We start from the raw sequence: 24,801 nt of genomic DNA on the forward strand, positions 1-24,801 counted from the left end.
TCCCGCCCGAGCCATGCCTGAAGGCCACACTCTGCACCGGCTGGCCCGGCTGCATCAACGCCGGTTCGGCCGCAGCCCCGTCGTGGTGTCGAGCCCGCAGGGCAGGTTCGTCGACGGTGCGGCCGACGTGAGCGGGCGGGTGCTGCGCAAATCCGATGCCTGGGGCAAGCATCTGTTCCATCACTACGACGGCGGTCGCGTCGTCCACATCCATCTGGGCTTGTACGGCACGTTCACCGAAGCGGCCGTGCCGTTGCCGTTGCCGGTGGGTCAGGTCCGCATGCGCATGGTCGGCGCCGAGTACGGCACCGACTTGCGCGGTCCGACCGTGTGTGAAGTGATCGGCGAACCCGAGATCGCCGACGTCGTCGCCAAACTCGGCCCCGACCCGCTGCGCGGCGACGCCGATCCCGAAGTCGCCTGGAAGCGGATTGCCAAGTCGCGCAGATCGATCGGCGCGTTGCTGATGGATCAGTCGGTGATCGCCGGGGTCGGCAACGTGTACCGCAGCGAGCTGTTGTTCCGTCATCGCATGGACCCCTACCGGCTCGGCGTTCACCTCGGCCAGGACGAATTCGCCGACATGTGGACCGATCTGGTGGCGCTGATGAAGGTCGGCGTGCGGCGCGGCAAGATCGTCGTGGTGCGGCCCGAGCATGACCACGGCGCCCCGTCCTACGGACCCGGCCGGCCCCGCACCTACGTGTACCGGCGGGCGGGCGACGCATGCCGGGTGTGCGGAACCTCGGTGCGCACGGCCGAATTGGAGGGGCGCAACCTGTTCTGGTGCCCGGCCTGCCAGAGGTAGTGCGGCGGGATCGCATTCGGCACGGGACAATTGACGAGTGGAATTGATCCTCGTCGTCGTCGGAGCCATTGTCGTCACAGCCATTGCCCACCGGCGCGGATTGGAACCCGCCCTGATCATCGTGGTCGTCGGCATCGCGGTGTCCTTCTTTCCGGATTTCGAGCCGCCCGAACTGGATTCGCACATCCTGCTGACGGTGGTGCTGCCGCCGCTGCTGTATTCGGCGGCGCTGGGATTTTCGTTCCCGACGTTCCTGCGCAACATCCGGCCGATCCTGGGTCTCGGGGTCGGGTTGGTGGTGGTGACCGCGTTCACGGTGGCCGCGGTGTCGGCCTGGCTGGTGCTGGTGCCGCTGACTTTCGGCCTGGCGTTGATCCTCGGTGCGATCGTGGCGCCTCCGGACGCGGTCACCGCGGTCGCAGTGGGCCGCAAACTCGGCCTGCCGAAGCGGGTGATGGCGATCCTGACCGGGGAGAGCCTCATCAACGATGCTGCGGCGCTGACACTGTTCAGCATCGCGGTGGCCCAGGTCGCGGGCACCCATACCTTCATCGAGGATCCTTTCCTGCTGTTCATCTTCAGCGCCCTGGTGGGGCCACTGGTGGGGGCACTGCTGGGCTACGTCACGCTGTGGATCCGGCGGCGGCTCGCGAATCCGGGGCTGGAGACCGTTCAGGGGCTGGTGGTGCCGTTCGCGGCGTACATCGCTGCCGAGGAACTGCATGCCTCGGGTGTGCTGGCGGTCGTCGTCGCCGGCTTCGTCGTGGGCCACGGCTCGCTGGGCGCCGGATATCAGACCCGCTTGCAGGAACGCTATGTGTGGAACTCGGTGGACGTGCTGTTGGAGGCGTTCGTCTTCGCCTACATCGGTCTGCATCTGCGGTTCGTGCTGGAGCATCTGAACGACGCGCATGAATCGCTGATGGAGGTGGCCGTCGCGTCGGCGATCGTGCTGCTGATCGTCCTGGTGATCCGGCCGCTGTCGGTGTTCGTGATGTTCGGCCGCAACAAACTGTTCCGGCATGTCGAGAGCCGGCTGAGCGTGCCGGTGCCCGAGCGTGGTGGCCGCGGGGCGCTGGGCACGAAGGTGCGCCGTAAGCCGATGGGCAAGTGGCGCTCACGGGTGGACCGCAGGCCGCTGTCCTGGCGTGAGAGCGTGGTGGTCTCGTGGACCGGCATGCGCGGGGTGGTCACCTTGGCTGCGGCCGCGGCGATCCCGGCGACGACGATCACCGGTGAACCGTTCCCCGAGCGGGCCACCATTCAGGCCATCGCCTTCGTCGTCAGCGTCGGCACCCTGTTGATCCAGGGTTGGTCGCTGCCGCTGCTGATCCGGCGGCTGCATCTGTCGCGGTTCTGCGACGACCACGAGGTCGACCGGGCCGAGGAACTCAAGGCTGAGCGGTTGGTGCACGACGCGGCCGAGGAAGTGCTGGCGAACTTCGAGGCACCGCCGGGGATGAACCCGAGGGTGCTGACCGAGATCCGCGGCATCATCGCGCGGCATTCACAGGATGCCGACGAAATGCCCGACCCCGAGGCCCACACCAGGCGGTCGGAGGTGTTCTCGGCGCTGTACCGCGATGTGCTGGCGGCTCAGCGGCAGGCGCTGATCGCCGAGCGGGACGCGGGCGGAATCGAAGACGAGGCGGTGCGGGCCATGCTCGAGCGGCTCGACCTGCAGGAGGCCGGCGTTTCGGCGCGGCTCGACAGCCGGTTCTGACTATTGGCGAGCAGTCGCGAAAGTCCCCGAACCGCGGCGTGTCGCGGACCTTCGCGTCTGCTCGCGCTGGGTCAGAAGTCCCCGCCGCCGAAGTCGAATCCGCCGCCGTCAAAGCCGCCGCCGTCGAATCCGCCGCTGTCCCAGCCACTGGCGTCGGTGCCGCCCCAGTCGCCGGAACCGCTGTCGTAGCCGGCGTTGTCGTAGCCACCGCCGTCGTACCCGCCGGCGTCCTGCCCCGCGGCGTATCCGTCGGAGTAGCCGTCGCCGTAGCCGCTCTCGAAACCCTGCGCGCCGTAGTTGACCCCGTGCATGCCGCTGAACAACGAGTCGAACAGCAGCGCCGAACCGACGCCCCAGGCGCCGGCCACCAAGGCGGTCTTCCACCACGGCTCGGAATACCACCCGGCTGGCACGGGCCGGCCGGCCACGCGGCCGCCGGGGTAATAGTTCGGCGTGCGCTGCGACGGGGTTGGGGAGGCCTCGAGCTGACGGCCCTCGAAGTTGATGGTGCGGTCCTCGGTGACCGCGCCCGCCGACCGCTGGCCGGTCAAGGTCTCGAGTTCGGGACCGGGATCCATGCCCATCGCGGTGCGCGCGGCGCGGACGTAGTACAGGCCCTCGATGGCGCTTTCCTTGGCCAGCGCGGCTTGCTTGGCAGTGGTCGCCTGGTCGATCTGCGAGGACGCGGCGGTGTAGCGCTCCGATGCGTCGGCCAGCGCCTGCTTGGAAGCGTCGTCGGTGCCGGTCAGGTTGAGCACCTGGCCACCGAGCCGTTCGATGATGCGACGCGCGTCAGCCTTGGCGTCGGCGAGGGATTCGGCGGACCGTCGTCCGGCGGATTTCGACGAGCTGTAGACCGCGAACGCGATGGCGGCGATGACCAGGACGATGAGTACCAGCAAAACGCTGTTCATGGCGTCCAGGGTACCGAGCAGAAACGGCGTTTCCGCGCGTCGGAGCGGGCGTCAGATTACGCCGAGAGCGGAGTACACCTCGTCCGAGAGCGCGACCGTGCGCGGGTCGGCATTGCACTTGGTCGCGTCGAAAAAGTTCATCACGTACGCGTACCCGATGCGGTGTTCGAGGTCGACGAACGCATACGAGCCGCCGGACCCGCCGTGGCCGAAGATCCGTAGGTTCGGGCCGGCCACGCCGCGCTGGTTGAGCATGTAGCCCAGGCCCCAGCCGTGATCGGCGACGCGTGGGCCGAGCACCACGTCGGGGTCGAAACCGCCCTGGGACACCCGGGCCCGCTCCAGGTGCTCGCGGCTGATCAGCTTCTCCTGGGCCAGGGCGTTGTAGAACGTCGCCATGCCCAGTGCGGACACATGAGCGTTGGTGCTGGGGAATTCGGCGGACCGCCACGTGCTCAGGGCGTGGGCGCCGAGCTCGTCGTCCGGCACGAAGTCCATCGACACCGCGAATGCGGCCCACGGATGGTCGTTCAGGTGCTGCGGCGGAGTGCATACCCTGTTCTGCGCCAGCACGCTGCGCACGGTCGGCTTGTTCAGCATCTCGGCGCAGCGATGGTGCTCGTCGGCGGGCAGGCCGATATGGACGTCGATGCCCAGCGGCTCGGCGACCTCGGTGCGCAGGTACTGGCCCAACGTGCGGCCGGTCACCCGCCGGACCACCTCGCCGAGGATGAAGCCGAAACTGACCACGTGATAGCCCTGCGCGGTGCCGGGTTCCCACCACGGCTCGGCCGCGGCCAGCCGTGCGCAGACACCGTCCCAGTCGGTCACGTCTCGCCAGTCCATCGGTTCGCGCGGGCCGATCACCCCGGACCGGTGCCCAAGCACCATGGCGATGGTGATGTCCTGCTTGCCGGCCTGAGCGAACTCCGGCCAGTACCGGGAGACCGGTGCGTAAAGGTCGATCTGACCGCGATCGGCCAGCAGATGCACGCAGCTGCTCAACAGTCCCTTGGATCCGGAGAAGACGCTGGCGAGGGTGTTCTCTCGCCACGGGCGCGTGCCTGCCGCGTCGGCCGACCCACCCCACAGGTTGACCACCAGCTCGTCCTCGACCCAGACCGCGACGGCGGCGCCGACCTCGCCACGCTCGGCGAAGTTGCGTTCGAACGCGTCTCGTACCCGAGCGAATTGCGGCAGGCATGTGCCCGCTATCGGGGCAGCGGTTGTGATCATGCTGGCTCCTGTGGGTTGGACCGGAGCCGTTGGCCGGTGAGTTGGGGTCGAGCACCAATGTACGGGCCGGAGCTGTGACCACCACAACGGCCGAAATCGATTGGAAGCAATTCGAGACCGGGCCGTGATCAGGCTCTCAGGTTCAGGTGGCGTTCGCCATTGTCGTTCTCGGCGTCAATTTCCTGTGGCACAGTGCGCTGTCGGCGTCGACGTCGCCGATTTCGCGATGGCGTCGAATTGCCCACTGGCACAAATGAACTCCGGCCAGCGGAACCGATTCACCAACGCGCCTGCTCGGGTCGGTGGTAACCGGCGCGGCGTAACAAATCGGGTGCGGATGAATACGCTTGTGTCTCAGGGGAAACGGCAACCGCGGCAGGATCGACACAGACTCATTGGACCCTGGTCGAAGACGCTGCAGTTCGAACATCAATCGCGTAGAACACCTGGCTGTCGTCGGCGCGAACCACCAGGAACGTGACGTAGCCATGGGGCCGGCACTTGTCACCCGCCGCGGCCGTGCAGCCCGCCACCGTATGCCCCAACACGGTCACGCTGTCGGTGAACCAGAGCAGCAAGACCAGGCTGCGCTGGGAGGAGATGCTGCGCGCGCCGGAATCGCCCGCGCCCCCCACCTGTGTCCCGAGCCCCATCAATACTGTCCGTCGGCCTATGCCACCGGAACCTGACGACGCGCAACACTGGCAACTCTGATACGCAGCTGCCTCACAGGGCGCAGGGCGGTACACAAAAAAACCGCCCTAACAGGGCGGTCCTTGTGGAGCGGGCGACGGGAATCGAACCCGCGTAGCTAGTTTGGAAGACTAGGGCTCTACCATTGAGCTACGCCCGCATGTGCAGCATCAGCACTGTACCGGTGTGCCCCCAATCAAATCCAATTGAAGGCTTCAGGTGGTCAGGCCGTAGTATCTCGCGTGGTCCTTTTGTGGGTTTCGCACCTGCGATCGGCCACGCAGACAAACGATGCACACGGGGTGTAGCGCAGCTTGGTAGCGCATCCGCTTTGGGAGCGGAAGGCCGCAGGTTCAAATCCTGTCACCCCGACTCACCCGCCAGAACGACAGAACTATCTAGGAGCAACAAGAGTGAAGAGCACGGTCGAGCAGCTGAGCCCCACCCGGGTGCGCATCAATGTGGAGGTGCCCTTCACCGAGTTGGAGCCGGACTTCGACCGGGCATTCAAGGAGCTGGCCAAGCAGGTCCGCCTGCCCGGCTTCCGTCCCGGCAAGGCTCCCCGCAAGCTGCTGGAGGCCCGCATCGGCCGCGGTGCCGTGCTGGAGCAGGTCGTCAACGATGCGTTGCCCAGCCGCTACAGCGAGGCCGTGTCGACGTCCGACATCAAGCCGCTCGGCCAGCCCGAGATCGAGGTCACCAAGCTTGAGGACGGCGAGGAGCTGGTGTTCACCGCCGAGGTGGACGTCCGCCCCGAGATCACGCTGCCCGACCTGGAGGCGCTGAAGATCACCGTCGACCCGATCGAGGTCACCGACGAAGAGGTCGACGCCGAGCTGCAGTCGCTGCGCGCCCGGTTCGGCACCCTGACCGGCGTCGAGCGTCCCGCGCAGGAGGGCGACTTCGTCTCCATCGACCTGTCGGCCACCGTCGACGGCGAGGATGTGCCCGAGGCCAAGACCGAGGGGCTCTCGCACGAGGTCGGTTCCGGCCAGTTGATCGACGGTCTCGACGATGCCATCACCGGCCTGACCGCAGGTGAGTCCAAGGTGTTCACCACCAAGCTGGCCGCAGGCGAGCACGCCGGCAAGGACGCCGAGGTGACCGTCACCGTCAAGTCGGTCAAGGAGCGCGAGCTGCCCGAGGCGGACGACGAATTCGCCCAGCTGGCAAGCGAATTCGACACCTTCGAAGAGCTCAAGGAAAGCCTCGTCGAGCAGGTGAAGCGCGTCAAGAGCGTGCAGCAGGCCGAGCAGATCCGGGACAAGGCGCTGGAGGAACTGCTCGAGCAGACCGAGGTTCCGCTGCCGGAGAACATCGTGCAGGCCCAGGTCGACGACACCCTGCACAACCGGATCCACGCCCTCGACCACGACGAGGACAAGTTCGCCGAGCAGCTGACCGAACAGGGCAGCAGCCGTGAGGAATTCGACGCCGACAACCGCACCCACGCGGAGAAGGCCATCAAGACCCAGCTGCTGATGGACGCGCTCGCCGACAAGCTCGACGTCCAGGTGGGCCAGAACGACCTCACCGAGCGCCTGGTGCTGATGTCGCGTCAGTACGGCATCGAGCCGCAGCAGCTCATCCAGCTCCTGCAGCAGAACAACCAGCTGCCGGCCATGTTCGCCGATGTGCGGCGCGCGTTGACCATCGCCGCCGTCGTGCACGCCGCCACCGTCACCGACACCGACGGCACGGTCGTCGACACCACCGAGCTCTTCGGCCCGGTCGGCAACGGCGAAGCCGAGGGTGAGCAGGACAGCAGCGACGAGGCCGACAAGGACGCCGACAGCGCCGAGTGACGCTGTGAGCGAACGCGCCCCTGTCTGGGAGTGCGCGGCGTTGCAGGTTGGTTAATGTCGTCAGTACCAAGACGTAAGAGAAAGCAGGTATCCAGTCGTGACTGACATGCGTGGCGCCGGGGCAGGGCTCAACCTTGTCGACTCGGTGTACGAGCGACTGCTCTCCGAGCGGATCATCTTCCTGGGCTCCCAAGTTGACGACGACATTGCCAACCGGCTGTGCGCGCAGATTCTGCTGCTGTCGGCGGAGGATCCGACCAAGGACATCCACCTGTACATCAACTCGCCCGGCGGCTCCATCAGCGCGGGCATGGCGATCTACGACACCATGGTGTTGGCGCCGTGCGACATCGCGACCTACGCGATGGGCATGGCCGCGTCGATGGGGGAGTTCCTCCTCGCCGCGGGAACCAAGGGCAAGCGCTACGCGCTGCCGCACGCCCGCATCCTGATGCACCAGCCGCTCGGCGGTGTCACGGGTAGCGCGGCCGACATCGCGATCCAGGCCGAGCAGTTCGCGGTCATCAAGAAGGAGATGTTCCGGCTCAACGCTGAGTTCACCGGTCAGACGATCGAGCGCATCGAGGCCGACTCGGACCGCGACCGCTGGTTCACCGCACCGGAAGCCCTGGAGTATGGGTTCGTCGACCACATCATCACCAGCGCCAACGTCAACGGCACCGGACCGGGAGCAGGACTAGACAAATGACCGACCAGATTCATCCGTCATTGGACGCCCGCGTGCAGCCGCAGGCCCGCTACATCCTGCCGTCGTTCATCGAGCACAGCAGCTTCGGCGTCAAGGAATCCAACCCGTACAACAAGCTGTTCGAGGAACGCATCATCTTCCTCGGCGTGCAGGTGGACGACGCGTCGGCCAACGACATCATGGCGCAGCTGCTGGTGCTGGAGTCGCTGGATCCCGACCGCGACATCACCATGTACATCAACTCGCCGGGTGGCTCGTTCACCTCGCTGATGGCGATCTACGACACCATGCAGTACGTGCGGGCCGACATCCAGACCGTGTGCCTGGGTCAGGCCGCGTCGGCCGCCGCGGTGCTGCTCGCCGCCGGAACCCCCGGCAAGCGTCTCGCACTGCCCAACGCCCGGGTGCTCATCCACCAGCCCTCGCTGGGTGGCGTCATCCAGGGCCAGTTCTCCGACCTGGAGATCCAGGCCGCCGAGATCGAGCGCATGCGTACCCTGATGGAGACCACGCTGGCGCGGCACACCGGCAAGGATCCCGAGGTCATCCGCAAGGACACCGACCGCGACAAGATTCTGACCGCCGAGCAAGCCAAGGATTACGGCATCATCGACACGGTGCTGGAGTACCGGAAGTTGTCGGCGCAGAAGTCGTAGGCCAGACCGATCGTCTCCGGCAGCGACACGCCCGTGTAACAGTCAGCGCACTGACGGGTCGTGAGCCGCCGGAGACGATATGTTCTCCTGCACAGGTAAATATCACCAACGCGATTCGGCTTTATCGGTCGCACCGCGGAGGAGCGAACGGGTAGCGTCGGGTTTAACGCCCGGGGAAACCCTCGAAATGGCGAAACGACTGACCGCGAACAGGAAGTAGGACCCCCCGAATGGCGCGCATCGGAGACGGCGGTGACCTGCTGAAGTGCTCGTTCTGTGGAAAGAGCCAAAAGCAGGTCAAGAAGCTCATCGCGGGTCCCGGCGTCTATATCTGCGATGAGTGCATCGACCTGTGCAACGAGATCATCGAGGAGGAGCTCGCCGACGCTGACGACGTCAAGCTTGACGAGCTGCCCAAACCTGCGGAGATCCGCGAGTTCCTCGAGGGCTACGTGATCGGCCAGGACACCGCGAAGCGGACCCTGGCGGTGGCTGTCTACAACCACTACAAGCGCATCCAGGCCGGCGAGAAGTCCCGCGACTCCCGCTCGGAGCCGGTTGAGCTGACCAAGTCGAACATCCTCATGCTGGGACCCACCGGCTGCGGCAAGACCTACCTGGCGCAGACCCTCGCCAAGATGCTCAACGTCCCGTTCGCCATCGCGGACGCGACGGCGCTCACCGAGGCCGGATACGTCGGCGAGGACGTCGAGAACATTCTGCTCAAGCTGATTCAGGCCGCGGACTACGACGTCAAGCGGGCCGAGACCGGCATCATCTACATCGACGAGGTCGACAAGATCGCCCGTAAGAGCGAGAACCCGTCGATCACGCGCGACGTCTCCGGTGAGGGCGTGCAGCAGGCACTGCTGAAGATCCTCGAAGGCACGCAGGCCTCGGTGCCCCCGCAGGGCGGTCGCAAGCATCCGCATCAGGAATTCATCCAGATCGACACCACCAACGTGCTGTTCATCGTCGCGGGTGCCTTCGCCGGCCTGGAGAAGATCGTCTCCGACCGGGTCGGCAAGCGCGGCCTGGGCTTCGGCGCCGAGGTGCGGTCCAAGGCCGAGATCGACACCCAGGATCACTTCGCCGAGGTCATGCCCGAGGACCTGATCAAGTTCGGGCTCATCCCCGAGTTCATCGGCCGGTTGCCGGTCGTGGCGTCGGTGACCAACCTCGACAAGGAGTCGTTGGTCAAGATCCTCTCCGAGCCCAAGAACGCGCTGGTCAAGCAGTACGTGCGACTGTTCGAGATGGACGGCGTCGAGTTGGAGTTCACCGACGAGGCGCTGGAGGCCATCGCCGACCAGGCGATCCACCGCGGCACCGGCGCTCGTGGCCTACGCGCCATCATGGAAGAGGTGCTGCTGCCGGTCATGTACGACATCCCCAGCCGCGACGATGTCGCCAAGGTGGTTGTCACCAAGGAGACCGTGCAGGACAACGTTCTGCCGACCATCGTGCCGCGCAAGCCCTCGCGGGCGGAGCGCCGCGACAAGAGCGCCTAGCTGTTCATCGAATTTGCACTGAGGGTCGTGATCCCAGCCGGATCACGACCCTCAGTGCATTTTCGACGAAGTATTCAGGGCGTAACCCGGTCGGGACGGGTGTAGACGTTCATCGAGTCGCCCCGCAGGAACGCGACCAGGGTGAGACCGGATTGCGCGGCCAGGTCCACGGCCAGCGATGACGGTGCCGACACGGCGGCCAGCACCGGGATGCCCGCCATGACGGCTTTCTGCGTGAGTTCGAACGAGGCACGGCCGCTGACCAAGAGCACGGTGCCGGTCAGCGGTATCCGGTTCTGTTCGAGCGCCCAGCCGATCACCTTGTCGACCGCGTTGTGCCTGCCGATGTCTTCGCGTACCACCAGCAAGGTGCCGTCGGTCGCGAACAGGCCGGCCCCGTGCAGGCCACCGGTACTGGCGAAAACCTTCTGTGCTTCCCGTAGCCGGGGCGGCAGGGCGGAGAGGGTATCGGCCGCAACGGTCGACGGATCGTCACCCGGGCAGTAGCGGCTGATCAGCCGCACCGCCTCCAGCGATGCCTTGCCGCACACCCCGCAGGACGAGGTGGTGTAGAAGTTGCGCGTGACATCGACCGCCGGTGCAGGCACGTCGGGGGCCAAGGTCACGTCGAGCACGTTGTAGGTATTGGTGCCGTTCTCCGTCGCACCGCGGCAGTACCGCACCGTCAGCAGATCGTCGCGAGTGCCGATGACGCCTTCGGTCAGCAGAAAGCCTTGCGCCAGCTCGACATCCGAGCCGGGTGTGCGCATGGTGACGGTGATGGGCGTCCCGTTGAGCCGAATCTCCAACGGCTCTTCGACGACGAGCGTCTCCGGCCGCTTCTCTACCCCGGTCGCGTTCAGATGGGTGGCCCGGCGTCGTGTGGTCACCCGGCCCACGGTTGCCGCCTCCCGCTCATGGCTCCAACTTAGTCCTTCGCGCGCCGGGCCCGGCCGCGACCGTCGGCGCTTGCGAGCGTGCGCAAAATGCCGACCGCGAGCGGCGTGTCGAGGGACAGACACGCACGTTCGCGGTGCAAAGGGGCAGAGCGGTGCAAAGGGGGCAGAGCGGGCAGCGCGTCAGGCGCGGGGGATGGAGACGCGGTCGACCATGGACACGTCGACCGGCCGGCCGGACTGCAGGGATTCGACGCCTGCGGCGCAGACCGCGGCAGCGGCATAACCGTCCCACGCGACCGGCCCGTCGGTGTAGTCCCCGGTGGTCTGCCCGCGGTGCACAGCGTTGACCCAGCGTTGGAACTCGGTGTCATACGCCCGGCCGAATCGCTCCCGGAAGCCGGGCGTGATCTGGCCACCCCACCTCCCTGACTGTTTGCGGATGAGCCCGACGTCGAGTCCGATGAGGGCCGAACCCTTTTCGCCGACCAGCTCGGTGCGCACCTCGTAGGCGACGCCGGTGGTGACGAACAGTTCGACGTCGACGTGCTTGCCCGAACTGGTCCGCATGATCGCGATCTGCGGATCCTGAATACCTTGCGGTGCACCGGGATTGGTCGCCGGTTTGATGATCTGGATCGAGGTGATCTCCTCGTCGAAGAGGAACCGGGCCACATCGACCTCGTGAACCAGCGAATCCTTGACCACCATCGAGCTGTCGAAACTCGGCGGCACGGCCGGGTTGCGGTGCACGCAGTGCAGCATCAGCGGCCTGCCGAACTCGTCGGCGTCCATCAGCGCCTTGAGCTGCATGTACTCGTCGTCGAACCGCCGCATGAACCCGACCTGGATCAGCCGCACACCGAGTTCTGTCTCCCACTTGACCACCTCCAGCGACGACTCCACGTCGGTGGTCAACGGCTTCTCACACAGCACCGGCTTGCGGTGATCCAGGCACGCCAGCAGCTGTTTGTCGTGGGTGGGCCCGGGAGTGGCCAGCACCACCGCATCCACGTCGGGGTCGGCGATCGCGTCGAGTGGATCGCCGACTGCACGGCAACCGGGGATTCCCGCGGCGACGGATTCGGCCTTCTCGGTGAGGAAATCGTTCACCACGGCCACCCGCGCGCCGGCGATGCGCGAGGACAGCCGCTCGACGTGGTCGGCACCCATGATGCCCACACCGAGGACGGCAATACGCAGGTCGGACATTGTTCTCCTAGCGGAACTTCACAGACGGAACACCACAGGACCCGAGGTAGGACTGGGTCCGTTTGGCGATGGGCAGGGGTGCGTCGACCTCGCAGGGATACATGTCCTGCTCGACGATCGCGAACACGTCGATGCCGAGCTTCTCGATCTCGGCGAGCAGCGGCGGCATTTCCGGGATGCCCAGCGGCGGCTCGGTCATCGCACCGAGCTTGACGGCCTCACCGAACGGCAGGTCCTCGGCCTCGACCTTGGCCCGCACCTCGGGATCGACCTGCTTGAGGTGCAGGTAGCCGATGCGTTCGGGGGCGCGGCGGATGATCGCGATGTTGTCGCCGCCGCAGTAGCTGATGTGGCCGGTGTCGAGGCACAGGTTGACGAACTCACCGTCGGTGCCGTCGAGGAAGCGGTACACGTTCTCCTCGGTGTCGACGTGGCTGTCGGCGTGCGGGTGGTATTGCGCACGCACACCGTACTTTTCGAACATGGCCTTACCCAGTTCGTTCATGCCCTGGGTCTTCTTGCGCCACTGCTCGGGGGTGAGGGTGCGGTCCTCCAGCACCGCGCCGGTGGCCGGATCGCGCCACATCTCGGGGATCACGACGACGTGCTTGCCGCCGACTGCGGCGGTGAGGCGCGCGACGTCTTCGATCTGGGTCCACACAGAGTTCCATGCGTCATCCCCACGAGATCCGGACTGATGCAGGTGCTCGAACACCGTGCCCGCCGAGAGCTTCAGATTGCGCTTGGCGAGCTCGTCGGAGAGCTGCTGGGGATCGGTCGGCAGATAGCCGAACGGTCCCAGTTCGATCCATTCGTAACCGGATTCGGCGACCTCGTCGAGAAAGCGCGGGTACGGCGTCTGCTTGGGATCGTCGGGAAACCACACACCCCAGGAGTCGGGGGCCGAACCAACGAGAATCTTGCTCACTACGGGATCCTTCTAACGATCTGACGGGTTGATGAGGGGGCGTTGCACTTTCTTCCAGTCCGCATACCGTTCATAGGCGGTCTGGGTGGACTCCAGCGTGGACACCTGGGACACCGGGACGTCCCACCAGGATTGGCTGTCCGGCGCATAGATCAGCGGATCGGTTTCGACGTGGATGACGGTGATGTGGTCGGCCGCCTTGGCGACCTTGACCGCATCGGTGAACTCGGCGGCGGTGCCGACCTTGATGACGTCAGCGCCCAAGCTCGCGGCGTTGGCAGCCAGGTCGACCGGCAGCAGTGCGCCGTCGAGCCGACCGTCTGCGCCGCGGTAGCGGTAGGAGGTGCCGAACCGCTGCGAGCCCAGCGATTCGGAAAGCCCTCCGATGGAAGCGAATCCGTGGTTTTGGACCAGCACCGGGATGACCTTGACGCCCTCCTGCACGGCGGTGACGATCTCGCTGGCCATCATCAGGTACGAACCGTCGCCGACCATGATGAACACATCGCGGTCGGGCGCAGCCATCCGTACACCGATGCCGCCGGCGATCTCGTATCCCATGCAGGAGTAGCCGTATTCGACGTGATAGCCCTTGCGGTCGCGGGTTCGCCACAGCTTGTGCAGGTCGCCCGGCATCGAGCCGGCGGCACACACCACCACGTCGCGCGGATCCGACAGCGTGTTCACCAGACCGATGACCTGGTTCTGGTTCAGCGCGGCGCCGTCGTCGGAGGTGGCGTACACCGACGACACCGTGTCCTCCCAGTCAGCGGCCAGTTCGGTGACCCGCGAACGGTATTCGTCGCTGACGGTGTAGTCGCCGAGTGCTAGGCCCAGGGCCTCGATGGCCTCCCGTGCGTCGGAGACGACACTGATGCCGCCCTGCTTGACCGAATCCAGCGACGCCACATTGATGTTGACGAACCGCACGTCGGGATTGTTGAAGGCGGTGCGCGACGCCGACGTGAAATCGCTGTAGCGGGTACCGATGCCGATGATCACATCGGCTTCGGCGGCCAGGGCGTTGGCGGCCGTGGTTCCGGTGGAGCCGACCGCGCCGACCGACTGGGGATGGTCGTAGCGCAGGGATCCCTTACCGGCCTGGCTCTCGGCCACCGGGATACCGGTCTGCGCGCAGAGCGCAGCGAGTGCGTCTTCGGCGAACGAGTAGTGCACACCGCCGCCGGCGACGATCAGCGGCTTGCGTGCCGAGCGGATCACCTCGGCGGCACGCGCGATGACGGACCGCTCGGGCAGCGGGCAGGCGACATGCCAGGTGCGTTCGGCGAACAGCGATTCCGGCCAGTCATGCGCCTCGGCCTGCACATCCTGCGGGATCGCCACTGTGGCAGCGCCGGTTTCGACAGGATCGGTCAGCACCCGCATGGCGCCCAACAGTGCCGCAGGCAGCTGTTCGGGTCGCCACACCCGGTCGAAGTAGCGGGAGAGCGGCTTGAACGCGTCGTTGACGGTGACATCCCCGGAGGACGGCAGTTCGAGTTCCTGCAGTACGGGGGCACTGACCCGGGTGGCGAACGTGTCGGCGGGCAGCAGCAACACTGGTAAGCGGTTGATGGTGGCCAGCGCCGCGCCGGTGAGCATGTTCGTGGCACCGGGGCCGACGCTGGCGGTGACAGCCCAGGCCTGCAGCCGGTCTTTCTGACGGGCATAGGCGACGGCGCTGTGCACCATGGCTTGTTCGTTGCGGCCGAGCACGTACTTCAGACCAGGCTCGCGCCCGGCCTCGTGGGCTTCGACCTCATCCTGCAGCAGCGCCTGGCCCAGCCCGGCCACATTGCCGTGGCCGAAGATCCCGAAGCAGCCGGCGAAGAACTTGGTGCGCTCGCCGTCGCGTTCGACGTACTGGTTGGCGAGGAACCGGATGGTCGCCTGCGCCACGGTGAGTCGCACGGTGGGTTCGGTGTCGGTGTACTTCTCGGTCGACTTGGGTGCGGTCGAAACCATGTTCAGGCTCCTTCGGATGCAGTGAAGGGGAGGCGCGGGTCGACGGACTGGTGTTCCCAGCTGCTGCGCAGCCAGGTGTGATCGGGGTCGTCGCAGATCCGCCACGCGCGCTCGGGACCGGACCCGGCCATCACGTTGAGGTAGTACATGTGGTGGCCCGGTGCGGCGATGGACGGACCGTGGTAGCCGTGTGGCACCAGAACGACGTCACCGGAGCGCACCTCCTCGAGCACCTCGATCGGACGTTGCGGCGTGCCGTAGACGCGGTGGTAGCCGAAACCCGGTGTCCCGGCTGGGCTGTCGTCGATCTCGAAGTAGTAGATCTCCTCCAGCTGCGTCTCCACGTCGGTGTTCTCGTCATGCTTGTGCGCGGGGTAGCTCGACCAGTTGCCGCCCGGCGTGATCACCTCGCAGGCGATCAGCGAGTCGGCCTCGAACGTCGTCGCCGTGCCGAAGTTGTGGACCTGCCGGCTGCAGTTACCCGCGCCGCGCAACTCCACTGCGACGTCGGCGGCGGCGACCCGCCGGTTGGGGTAGGAGTGGGTGGCGCGGGCGCCGCAGATCGCCACCCGGCCGTGGCCGCGCAGCGTGTAGGTCTGATCTGTACCGAGATAGACCATGTCGGCGGGGCCGTCGAACACCGATGCACGGGGCGACAATTCGAACGTCTCGTCACCGCACCCCACGCTGCCGCCGCCGGCGAGCGGCAGGATCATCACCTCGGTGTCGCCGGTGCTGCGGGTGATCGACTCGACGCCGTCGAGGTCCACCACGTGCAGGCTGGATTCCGCCCAGCCTGCCGATTCCGGAGTGATGTCGACGGTGTACGGGGCGGTTGCACTGTTGGCGGGGATGTACAACTTGTCCTGCATGTCAGCGCACCATCTTGACCGCAGTCGCGACGGCGCCGCTGACGTCATCGTCGTTGGGGTACAACAGGGTCCTGCCCACCACCAGGCCCCGCACGGACGGCAGTGCCAGCGCTTTCTCCCAGGATGCGAACGCCTCGTCGGGATCGGCGGGATCGCCGCCGAGCAGCAGCGTCGGCAGGGTGGTGGCTTCCATCACCCGATCCATCTCGGGGACCACCGGCAGTTTCATCCAGGTGTAGGCCGAAGTCGATCCGAGTCCCTGACCGATGTGGACCGACTTGATCACGGCGTCGGGGGACAGGTCGTTGCGGACCTTGCCGTCGACGCGGGACGACATGAACGGTTCGAGCATCGCGATCAGACCGTGCGCGGCCAGATCGTCGATCGCCTGTGCGCAGGCCGTCAGGGTGGAGACCGTACCGGGATCGTCAAGAGCGATGCGGCACAGCATTTTTCCGCCGTTCATCCGGGCCGCGGCGGTCGATGCGGCGGTGGCCCCGGTCATCCGGTCGTCCAGCTCGAACGAGGCGCCCGCCAGGCCGCCGCGGTTGAACGAGGAGAACGCGACCTTGTCCTCGAGCGCCCCGAGCAGGACCAGATCGTCGAGGATGTCGGAACTTGCCAGCACGCCGTCGACGCCGGGGACGGCGAGCGCCGCGCGCAGCCGGTCCAGCAGATCGGTGCGGCTGTTCATCGCCGTGGGCCTGGGGCCGACGCCGAGCGCGCCGCGGGCCGGGTGGTCGGCGGCGACGATCATCAGTCTGCCGTCGCCACGTGTGGTCGGGCGGGTGGTGCGTTCCTGCCAGGCTTTCGCGACGGCACCGGGCTCCGTGGCCCGAAGCTGGGTCACCTCGGCATAGTCTCGGCATTTAGACATTGACGGCCTCCACGGCGGTTTGTTCGGCGAGATCGGCCACCTCGGCGGCGGTCGGCATCGCGGTTGAGCATTCGAGCCGGGACGCCACGATGGCACCGGCGGCGTTGGCGTAACGCAGCGTCTTCTCCAGCGGCCAATCGTGCAGCAGCCCGTGAATCAGGCTGCCGCCGAAGGCATCTCCTGCACCGAGCCCGTTGATCACGTCAACCTGGTTCGGCGGCACGGTGACCGCGCTGTGCTTGGTCTTGCCCAGCACGCCGCGCGGTCCCTGTTTGACGATGGCGAGCTCGACGCCGAGGTCGAGCAGCGCGTCGGCGGCCTTGTGCGGGTTGGTCTCACCGACGGCGATCTCGCATTCCTCGCGGTTGCCGACCGCGACGGTGACGTACTGCAGGGCACGCTGCACCTGCTCGGTGGCAGCCGCCGGCGTGGCCCAGAACATCGGCCGGTAGTCGAGATCGAGCACCGTCAGCGGCTTGCGTGCTGCGTCATTCCCCGTCGCTGCGCTCGCCCCACGCGCCTCCCACGCCGCGAAATGAGCACTGCGGCTGGGCTCTTCGGAGAGGCCGGTGACCGTCGACCAGTACAACCGGGCGGTGCGGACAGCATCGAGGTCGAGTTCGTCGGCCCGGACCTGCAGATCGGGTGCGGACGGCTTGCGGTAGAAGTACAGCGGGAAGTCGTCGGGCGGGAAGATCTCGCAGAACGTCACCGGCGTCGGGTATTCGCCGTGGGTGGTGACGAACCGGTTGTCGACGCCGAGCCTCGCGAGTTCGTTGCGGACGAAGCGGCCGAAGGGATCGGCGCCGACACCGGAGATCAGCGCAGCCCGGTTGCCCAACCGGGCCGCGGCCACCGACACGTTGGCGGCGCTGCCGCCCAGAAACTTGCCGAGTGATTCCACATGTTCCAAACCGACTCCGACCTGGAGGGGATACACGTCGACGCCGCTGCGGCCGATGGCGACGACATCGAAGGCCTGGTTGGGGGTATCGGTCACGAGGGAACTCCCGAGTGTGGTGTGGGCATATGCGGTTTCGGCGCGACGGCGCGCACGACGATCGGTTGCGTCTGCTGTCGGTGTCGACTGTGCGCCCCGTCACCGCATGCTGTCAAGACTTTGTTCGGACATTCTTACTTTCCGTCATTTGCAGGTACTCTGTGTAGTCACTCCAGCGAACCCGCGCGGAGGCCCCGAGGATCGGAGCGAGAGTGACCCCGACGCTGTCCGTCGAACTCGACCGTTCGAGTCCGATACCGCTGTATTTTCAGGTGGCCCAGGTCTTCGAAAAAGCCATTCTGGACGGGCAACTCAAGCCGGGGGACCGCTTCGAGAACGAACTTGCGCTCGCCAGCCGGCTCAATCTGTCGCGGCCGACGACGCGGCGCGCCATCCAGGAGCTGGTGGATAAGGGACTCCTGGTGCGCAAGCGCGGGGTCGGCACCCAGGTGGTGCAGACACCCGTGCACCGGCCGGTCGAGCTGACCAGCCTGTACGACGACCTGGCGCGGGCGGGTCAGGAACCGGCCACCAGGGTGCTGGATTACGTGGCCGGTCCCGCCGCCGACGACATCGCGGAACGGCTGAATCTCGCGCCCGGCAGCGAGGTGGTGATGATGCGTCGCCTTCGCAGTTCCGGCGGTCAGCCCCTGGCGGTCATGACCAACTATCTGCCTGCCGCGGTGGCGCCCGACGAGGCGGACCTGGAACATTTCGGGCTGTACCAGTCGCTGCGTGCGCGTGGGGTTCACATCCGGTTGGCCCGTCAGCGCATCGGCGCGAAGGCCGCCGACCGCGACGAGGCGCGCCTGCTCGACGAGAAGCCGAAGGCGCCGCTGCTGGTCATGGAACGCACGGCGTTCGACGACTCCGGCCGCATCGTCGAATACGGCAGCCACGTGTACCGCGCGTCGCGGTACTACTTCGACACCACGCTGGTCGACCGCTAATACCTCGCCAGAACGGTTCTGCGGAAACACATTTCGCGTCGTGCTCGGCCTCAGCCGTGGCGGTGGGCGGTTTTGCCATGCCCTGCCGAGCATTTGATATGCAGTCCTAATGTCCGAACAAAGTATTGACTTTCAGATGTGAGCGGTATTACATCATGGGCGAGACCGTGTCGCTTGCCACTGGAATCCAGCCTGACAGGCCCGCGGTGATGTCGAGGACGAGGAGAAGCAATGAGGTTCAGTCGGCTCATCGCGGCGGCCGGGGCGAGCGTGCTCGTGCTCGGCGCCAGCGCATGTTCGAGCACCGGCGGCAAGCCTGCCAGCAACGGCGGAGGCATGGGCTCGGGCACGGCCGACACCCCGCGGGCGACCATCGCGATGATCACTCACGAGGTGCCGGGTGACTCGTTCTGGGACCTGGTCCGCAAGGGTGCCGAGACGGCCGCCAAGAAAGACAACATCGAACTCCGTTACTCCAACGACCCCGAGGCCCCCAACCAGGCGAATCTCGTGCAGACCGCCGTCGACAGCGGGGTCAAGGGCATCGCGGTGACCCTGGCCAAGCCCGACGCCATGAAGGGCGCGATCGAGAATGCCACGGCCAAGGGCATACCGGTGGTCGCGTTCAACGCAGGCGCCGACGCCTGGCAGGCCATGGGCGTCAAGGAATTCTTCGGGCAGGACGAGTACATCTCGGGTCAGGGCGCCGGGAAGCGCGTCGCCGCCGAAGGCGCCAAGAAGGCCATCTGCGTCATCCAGGAACAAGGCCACGTCGGACTCGAATCCCGTTGTGCCGGTGTGAAGAATACGTTCCCCGGCGCCGAGGTGCTCAACGTCAACGGCAAGGACATGCCGTCGGTCGAATCCACCATCACCGCCAAACTGCAACAGGATCCGAGCATCGACTACGTGATCACCCTCGGCGCGCCGTTCGCGATGACCGCGGTGCAATCGGTGAAGAACGCCAACAGCAAGGCCAAGGTCGGCACCTTCGACACCAACGCCGCGCTGGTCGGTGCGATCCAGAACGGCGATGTGCAGTGGGCCATTGACCAACAGCCGTTCCTGCAGGGCTACCTGTCGGTCGACTCGCTGTGGCTCTACATCAACAACGGCAACGTCATCGGCGGCGGCCAGCCGACGCTGACCGGGCCGTCGTTCATCGACAAGTCGAACATCGACGCGGTCGCCGAGTACGCGAAGAACGGAACACGCTAGCCATGAGTACCCAGGCAGATCTCAATCTCGAGACTCACAAGGTCGTCCGTGACGAACGGGTGAAGGAACAGAACCGGCTGCAGCGGTTACTGATCCGGCCCGAGATGGGTGCCTTCGTCGGCGCCGTCGGTATCTTCGTGCTGTTCCTCATCGTGGCTCCGCCGTTCCGCACCCCCGAGGCGCTGGCCACCGTGCTCTACGCCAGCTCGACCATCGGGATCATGGCGGTCGGCGTCGGTGTGCTGATGATCGGCGGCGAGTTCGACCTCTCCTCGGGCGTCGCGGTCACCACCGCGTCACTGTCGGCGTCGATGCTCAGCTACAACCTGCACCTCAATCTGTGGACCGGAGCGGCGCTGTCGCTGGTGATCGCATTGTCCGTCGGGTTCTTCAACGGCTATATGGTGATGCGGACCAAGATTCCGTCGTTCCTCATCACGCTCAGTTCGTTCTTCATGCTCACCGGTATCAACTTGGCCGTGACCAAGCTGCTCTCCGGCCAGGTCGCCACCCCCAGCGTGTCGGACATGCAGGGATTCGATTCCGGCCGAGCTGTTTTCGCGTCGTCGTTCACGCTCTTCGGGGTGTCCGTGCGCATCACCGTGATCTGGTGGATCCTGTTCACCGTCATCGCCACGTACGTGTTGTTCAAAACCCGGATCGGCAACTGGATCTTCGCGGTCGGCGGTAACCAGGACAGTGCCCGTGCGGTCGGTGTCCCGGTCACCAAGGTCAAGATCGGTCTGTTCATGCTGGTCAGCTTCTGCGCCTGGTTCGTGGGCATGCACCTGCTGTTCGCCTTCAACACCGTGCAATCCGGTCAGGGCATCGGCAACGAGTTCTTCTACATCATCGCCGCGGTCGTGGGTGGCTGCCTGCTCACAGGTGGCTACGGCACCGCAGTCGGCACCTTGATCGGCGCATTCATCTTCGGCATGACCAACCAGGGCATCGTCTACGCCGGCTGGAACCCGGACTGGTTCAAGTTCTTCCTTGGCGCCATGCTGCTGTTCGCGGTGATCGCCAACAACGTCGTCCGTAACTACGCAGCGAAAAGGTAAGTAGATGAGCACAACTGCTGAGGCACCGATCGCCGAGACGCCGTCGGGTGGCGAGGTGCCGCTGGTCGAGCTCAAGCACGTCGGCAAGAGCTACGGAAACATCATCGCTCTCAAAGACATCAACCTGCGGGTGGGTGCCGGTGAGGTGACGGGCGTGCTCGGCGACAACGGCGCGGGCAAGTCCACGTTGATCAAGATCATCGCCGGCTTGCACAAGCCCACCGAGGGCGAGCTGCTCATCGACGGCAAGCCCACGGTGTTCGACTCGCCCAAGGACTCGCTCAAGTCCGGCATCGCCACGGTGTACCAGGACCTGGCCGTGGTGTCGCTGATGCCGGTGTGGCGCAACTTCTTTCTCGGCAACGAGCTACGGAAGAAGGGCCTGCTGAAATCCCTGGACATCAGTGCCATGCGGGCGACCACCATCTCCGAATTGCACAAGATGGGCATCGACCTGCCGGACGTGGACGCACCGATCGGGTCGCTGTCGGGCGGCCAGCGCCAGTGTGTGGCGATCGCGCGGGCGGTCTTCTTCGGTGCGCGGGTGCTCATTCTCGACGAGCCGACCGCGGCGCTGGGTGTCAAGCAGTCGGGCATGGTGCTGCGCTACATCACCGCCGCCAAGGAGCAGGGGTTCGGGGTCATCTTCATCACCCACAACCCGCACCATGCGCATATGGTGGGCGACCACTTCGTGCTGCTCAATCGCGGCAGGCAGAAGCTGGACTGCACCTACGACGAGATCACGCTCGAGCACCTCACCCAGCAGATGGCCGGTGGCGACGAGCTGGAGGCCCTCAGCCACGAGCTGGGCCGCAAGTAGCCGAGTCATAGCCACGTCGAAACTACGGTTTGTGTCGGGATTCGGCCCAATTCCCACCAGAAAGCGTCGTCTCGGCGAGTCAGTTCGGTTCGGTCGCCGTCCCCGCGTGATGCAGGACCACCTTCGCCAATTCGTCGCGGTCGGTGACGTCGAGCTTGGTGCATGCGCGATACAGGTGTCCTTCGACCGTGCGCACCGACAGCGTCAGCCGCTTCGCGATTTCTCGGTTGGACAGGCCCTCGGCAACCAGTGCCACGATCTCCCGCTCCCGGGAGGTCACCGGCAGCGGATGCGCGGCGGATCTGATCGAAGGCGTTGTGGCCCCGCCACATTCGGCTGCCAGCCGCAGGGCCCGCGCTGCCGACTCGACGCTGTGCCGCCGATGCCCGGCGCGGTCGTGCAGAGGCGCGGCCTGGGCGGCCGAATCCGCGGCGGACAACAGCAGGCCGGCCTTTTCGAATTGCGCACTGACCGTGTCGAGGGCCTGGCCGTCCGAGGCCGCGAGGGCTGCGGCGTGGCGGGCGTAGATGGTCGCCACCGGTCCGTCGACGCGCTGTGCTAGTGCCGCAAGGCGCGTCGCGGCGGTGCGGTCACCGAATCGTGCGGCATGGTGCAGCGCCTCGGCCGCGACCGCGTACTGGCCGGACTGGTCTGCGAGATCAGCCGCAGCACAGGATAATTCGACAGCCGAACGATCATGGCCTTTCGCGGCGGCCAACCACGACCTGGCGATCAACCGTTGCGGTTCGTGCAGTGCCATGAACGCTCCGGCGTGCTCCATCGCGTCGTCGAGGACCCGTTCGGTCTGCTCCGACCTGCCCAGCGCGGCATAGGCCCGGGCCAGCAGCAGCCGCGCAGGTAGCCGCCACGGCAACGAAGCTTCGGCGGTGAGCGCCGCCAGCGCCTGCTCGATGGACGATATGGCTTGCGGGAAATGTCCGCGATACGTGGCGACCAGCCCGGCGATGATCTTCGCGATCGCCCATCCCGCGAACTGGCCGGGTGAGGAGAAATCGACGTAATCGGCTGCGCGGCGGTCGGCCAGATCCAGTTGGCCGACATAGGTCAGTGCCAGCACGTCGCAGTACCGGACCATGATGCGGATCATGCCGTCGGTGGCCTTCTGCTCGGCACGGCACCTCGCCGCGATCGGTTCGAAGTCGCCACCGCGGCCCGCGACCGGCATGGCCAATCCCGCACTGAATGCGGCGAATTCGAATGCCTGGTCGGGTGCGCTGGTATCGGCGAGGATGCGCTCGGCTGCGGCCAACCCGTCGGCAATTCGGTTCTCGTGCACCGCCAACGCCGACGCGGTCGCATCGACGATCAACCTGAGGCTGGGATTGGTGACCCGCGCGCACAGCACGTCCAGCACTTCGTGCGCCCGCGTGACATCGCCCATCGACCAGAAGAGCAGCGAGAGACGGGGTATGCCCCACTGGACGAGCTGCAATTCGTCCAGGCTCGCAGGATCGAACCGAGCGAGGATCTCGTCGGCCTGCATCGGGTGGCCTTGCCACAGCAGTGCCCGCGACAAGAGTGCAGCCGCGCGGAGACCACCACCGCATTCGAGCGCCGTGCGAGCCAGCTCTTGACCGAGCGGCAAGTTGGACAGGAACATCGCGTCCTTGGCCGCTGCGACGACAAGGTCGGTGTCGACGGGCTGATCGCTGTCGACGTAGAGCTGCGCCAGTCGGATGCGGCTGACGGGTGTGTCCAGTTTGCGGTCGCGCAGGACCTGCACGAGGCGGCCTCGAAGCTTGCGCGCCACCCCGGTCCGCACGTGGCCGCGGATGACGTCTCCGTACAGCGGGTGACTGAACCGCGCGTTGACGATGCGGGAGCCGTCGGGGGCGAGCCGGATCAGACCTTGCGCCTCGGCGGCGTCTACGGCCTGCTCACCGGCCAGTTCGTAGAGCGCGTCGATGTCTAGCGGTTCGCACAGCGCCAACAACGTCAACGCATTGACCACGTCCGGGCCCGCGTGATCGAGCCTCGTCTTCATCAGCGCGGCCAAACCCGAAGGGACCACCGTGCGTCCGCGCCACTGCCAGACGCCGTTGACGTCGGCCAGGGTGCCTGCCTCCAACGCGCCTTCGACCAGATGCCTGAGGAATAACGGATTTCCGCCCGATGCGTCCCACATGACGTCGGCGCTCAAACCCTCCAACGTCCCACCGAGCACCGATTCCACGAGTGCGATGCTCTGCTGTTTGGAGAACGGCAGGAGTTCGAAGCGCTCCAGGTAGCCGTCCTTCCACAGCGATGTGACGGCGTCCGGCACCGGTTCGCCGCTCCGGATGATGGCCACGATGTGCCCGGCCCGATCGACGGCGATCTGGTGCAGCAGCATCGCCGACAGTTGATCGAGCAAATGCGCGTCGTCGACGCCGATTACGGTGCTGTCACCGTCGAGGACGGAGGCCCGGGCCGACGCGACGAGGGCGACCGGATCGCGTGAGGCAAGTGGGCTCACGCACGACGCGAAAGCGCCGAGCGGGATGTTCCGCGAGGATTCGGTGCATGCCGCCCAACGGACGTTGGAACGCAACGACGCCGTCACGGTGCGGGCCAGCGTTGTCTTGCCGACACCTGCCGCACCCACCAGGACGACGCCGCAGCTGTCGGTGGCGGTCAGTGCCGACCTGATCGCATCGTGCTCGGCGCGACGATCCAGTAGCTGCCAATGGCGTGCCACGTTCAAAGTGTAGGCGTCAATATCACCCGCCACGCGAGAAGAGCGGCAACGCAGCCCGACCGTCAGCAATTCCGGGTTGCGTGCGCGGCCGGCGCCGAATGCTGTCGATAAGCTGTGATACGGCTGAAGAATTCGCTGATCAACTCTTATCGTCAGCAACTATTCGTGGGGTACTCCTGCCGGCTTTGGTCGGCGCGCGCCCATATGAGTAGCGACTACTCGCGATTCTTGTCGCCCACCGCCATA

General features: G+C 66.1%; 21 protein-coding genes and 2 tRNA genes. 11 read left to right on the forward strand and 12 right to left on the reverse strand.

From position 1 onward, the window contains the following. Window positions 1-13: 13 nt before the first annotated feature. Window positions 14-808 carry an Fpg/Nei family DNA glycosylase gene (locus tag BTO20_RS11770; protein WP_087076022.1) on the forward strand — a complete coding sequence of 265 codons (795 nt, stop codon included), beginning with the start codon at window positions 14-16 and terminating at the stop codon, window positions 806-808. A 37-nt stretch (window positions 809-845) separates the two neighbouring features. Continuing rightward, window positions 846-2,531 (forward strand): cation:proton antiporter, encoded by a 1,686-nt coding sequence (locus tag BTO20_RS11775; protein ID WP_087076024.1) that lies wholly within the window; start codon window positions 846-848, stop codon window positions 2,529-2,531. A gap of 71 nt (window positions 2,532-2,602) precedes the next feature. Here BTO20_RS11775 and BTO20_RS11780 read toward each other — a convergent pair whose 3' ends face one another. From BTO20_RS11780 to BTO20_RS11795, 4 genes are all read right to left on the reverse strand, one after another. Beyond that, window positions 2,603-3,445, reverse strand: coding sequence for a DUF1542 domain-containing protein (locus BTO20_RS11780; protein ID WP_087076026.1), 843 nt, complete (start codon window positions 3,443-3,445; stop codon window positions 2,603-2,605). Window positions 3,446-3,496: 51 nt separating this feature from the next. Then, complete coding sequence (locus tag BTO20_RS11785) at window positions 3,497-4,681, reverse strand: serine hydrolase domain-containing protein (protein WP_087076028.1); 1,185 nt, start codon at window positions 4,679-4,681, stop codon at window positions 3,497-3,499. Between the two features lie 392 nt (window positions 4,682-5,073). Then, window positions 5,074-5,334: a hypothetical protein gene (locus tag BTO20_RS11790; RefSeq protein WP_087076030.1), complete on the reverse strand. Its 261-nt coding sequence runs from the start codon at window positions 5,332-5,334 to the stop codon at window positions 5,074-5,076. Window positions 5,335-5,460: 126 nt separating this feature from the next. Further along, window positions 5,461-5,534 (reverse strand) — tRNA-Gly (locus BTO20_RS11795). Between the two features lie 138 nt (window positions 5,535-5,672). Here BTO20_RS11795 and BTO20_RS11800 point away from each other — a divergent pair. The 5 genes from BTO20_RS11800 to clpX all read left to right on the forward strand — a co-directional run bounded on the left by BTO20_RS11800 (window position 5,673) and on the right by clpX (window position 10,055). Next, window positions 5,673-5,746 (forward strand) — tRNA-Pro (locus BTO20_RS11800). 41 nt (window positions 5,747-5,787) lie between these two features. Continuing rightward, complete coding sequence (gene tig / locus BTO20_RS11805; RefSeq protein ID WP_087076031.1) at window positions 5,788-7,179, forward strand: trigger factor; 1,392 nt, start codon at window positions 5,788-5,790, stop codon at window positions 7,177-7,179. A 106-nt stretch (window positions 7,180-7,285) separates the two neighbouring features. Then, entirely contained in the window at window positions 7,286-7,888 is a 603-nt protein-coding gene (locus BTO20_RS11810) for an ATP-dependent Clp protease proteolytic subunit (protein ID WP_064942710.1), read from the forward strand. After that, entirely contained in the window at window positions 7,885-8,544 is a 660-nt protein-coding gene (gene clpP2, locus BTO20_RS11815; protein ID WP_087076035.1) for an ATP-dependent CLP protease proteolytic subunit ClpP2, read from the forward strand. The genes BTO20_RS11810 and clpP2 overlap by 4 nt, the downstream gene beginning before the upstream one ends. A gap of 230 nt (window positions 8,545-8,774) precedes the next feature. Next, window positions 8,775-10,055, forward strand: a complete 1,281-nt coding sequence (clpX, locus tag BTO20_RS11820) for an ATP-dependent Clp protease ATP-binding subunit ClpX (RefSeq protein WP_018599227.1) — start codon at window positions 8,775-8,777, stop codon at window positions 10,053-10,055. Between the two features lie 74 nt (window positions 10,056-10,129). On the opposite strand, the gene fdhD is transcribed toward clpX, so the two are convergent. From fdhD to iolC, 7 genes are all read right to left on the reverse strand, one after another. Next, the gene (gene fdhD / locus BTO20_RS11825; RefSeq protein WP_087076037.1) at window positions 10,130-10,954 is read right to left on the reverse strand and encodes a formate dehydrogenase accessory sulfurtransferase FdhD; all 825 of its coding nucleotides are present in this window, start codon (window positions 10,952-10,954) and stop codon (window positions 10,130-10,132) included. A gap of 180 nt (window positions 10,955-11,134) precedes the next feature. Then, a complete protein-coding gene (locus tag BTO20_RS11830; protein ID WP_087076039.1) occupies window positions 11,135-12,163 on the reverse strand; it encodes a Gfo/Idh/MocA family protein in 1,029 nt (342 codons plus the stop codon). 7 nt (window positions 12,164-12,170) lie between these two features. After that, window positions 12,171-13,091, reverse strand: coding sequence for a sugar phosphate isomerase/epimerase family protein (locus BTO20_RS11835; protein WP_087076041.1), 921 nt, complete (start codon window positions 13,089-13,091; stop codon window positions 12,171-12,173). Between the two features lie 12 nt (window positions 13,092-13,103). Then, the gene (gene iolD / locus BTO20_RS11840) at window positions 13,104-15,056 is read right to left on the reverse strand and encodes a 3D-(3,5/4)-trihydroxycyclohexane-1,2-dione acylhydrolase (decyclizing) (RefSeq protein ID WP_087076043.1); all 1,953 of its coding nucleotides are present in this window, start codon (window positions 15,054-15,056) and stop codon (window positions 13,104-13,106) included. Between the two features lie 2 nt (window positions 15,057-15,058). Continuing rightward, complete coding sequence (gene iolB / locus BTO20_RS11845; protein ID WP_087076045.1) at window positions 15,059-15,928, reverse strand: 5-deoxy-glucuronate isomerase; 870 nt, start codon at window positions 15,926-15,928, stop codon at window positions 15,059-15,061. Between the two features lies 1 nt (window position 15,929). Then, entirely contained in the window at window positions 15,930-16,805 is an 876-nt protein-coding gene (locus tag BTO20_RS11850; RefSeq protein WP_087076047.1) for a Cgl0159 family (beta/alpha)8-fold protein, read from the reverse strand. Next, the gene (gene iolC / locus BTO20_RS11855) at window positions 16,798-17,805 is read right to left on the reverse strand and encodes a 5-dehydro-2-deoxygluconokinase (RefSeq protein ID WP_087076049.1); all 1,008 of its coding nucleotides are present in this window, start codon (window positions 17,803-17,805) and stop codon (window positions 16,798-16,800) included. The genes BTO20_RS11850 and iolC overlap by 8 nt, the downstream gene beginning before the upstream one ends. A gap of 212 nt (window positions 17,806-18,017) precedes the next feature. On the opposite strand from iolC, the gene BTO20_RS11860 reads away from it, so the two are divergent. The 4 genes from BTO20_RS11860 to BTO20_RS11875 all read left to right on the forward strand — a co-directional run bounded on the left by BTO20_RS11860 (window position 18,018) and on the right by BTO20_RS11875 (window position 21,857). Continuing rightward, complete coding sequence (locus tag BTO20_RS11860) at window positions 18,018-18,755, forward strand: GntR family transcriptional regulator (RefSeq protein ID WP_087076051.1); 738 nt, start codon at window positions 18,018-18,020, stop codon at window positions 18,753-18,755. A 231-nt stretch (window positions 18,756-18,986) separates the two neighbouring features. Continuing rightward, on the forward strand, window positions 18,987-19,973 hold the full coding sequence (locus BTO20_RS11865) for a sugar ABC transporter substrate-binding protein (protein ID WP_087076054.1): 987 nt from the start codon (window positions 18,987-18,989) through the stop codon (window positions 19,971-19,973). A gap of 2 nt (window positions 19,974-19,975) precedes the next feature. Next, entirely contained in the window at window positions 19,976-21,034 is a 1,059-nt protein-coding gene (locus tag BTO20_RS11870; protein ID WP_083159451.1) for an ABC transporter permease, read from the forward strand. 4 nt (window positions 21,035-21,038) lie between these two features. Then, window positions 21,039-21,857, forward strand: a complete 819-nt coding sequence (locus tag BTO20_RS11875) for an ATP-binding cassette domain-containing protein (RefSeq protein ID WP_087076056.1) — start codon at window positions 21,039-21,041, stop codon at window positions 21,855-21,857. A gap of 79 nt (window positions 21,858-21,936) precedes the next feature. On the opposite strand, the gene BTO20_RS11880 is transcribed toward BTO20_RS11875, so the two are convergent. Next, window positions 21,937-24,555, reverse strand: coding sequence for a helix-turn-helix transcriptional regulator (locus tag BTO20_RS11880; RefSeq protein WP_087076058.1), 2,619 nt, complete (start codon window positions 24,553-24,555; stop codon window positions 21,937-21,939). Window positions 24,556-24,801: the final 246 nt, after the last annotated feature.

Source organism: Mycobacterium dioxanotrophicus, assembly GCF_002157835.1.
Taxonomy (GTDB): Bacteria; Actinomycetota; Actinomycetes; order Mycobacteriales; family Mycobacteriaceae; genus Mycobacterium; species Mycobacterium dioxanotrophicus.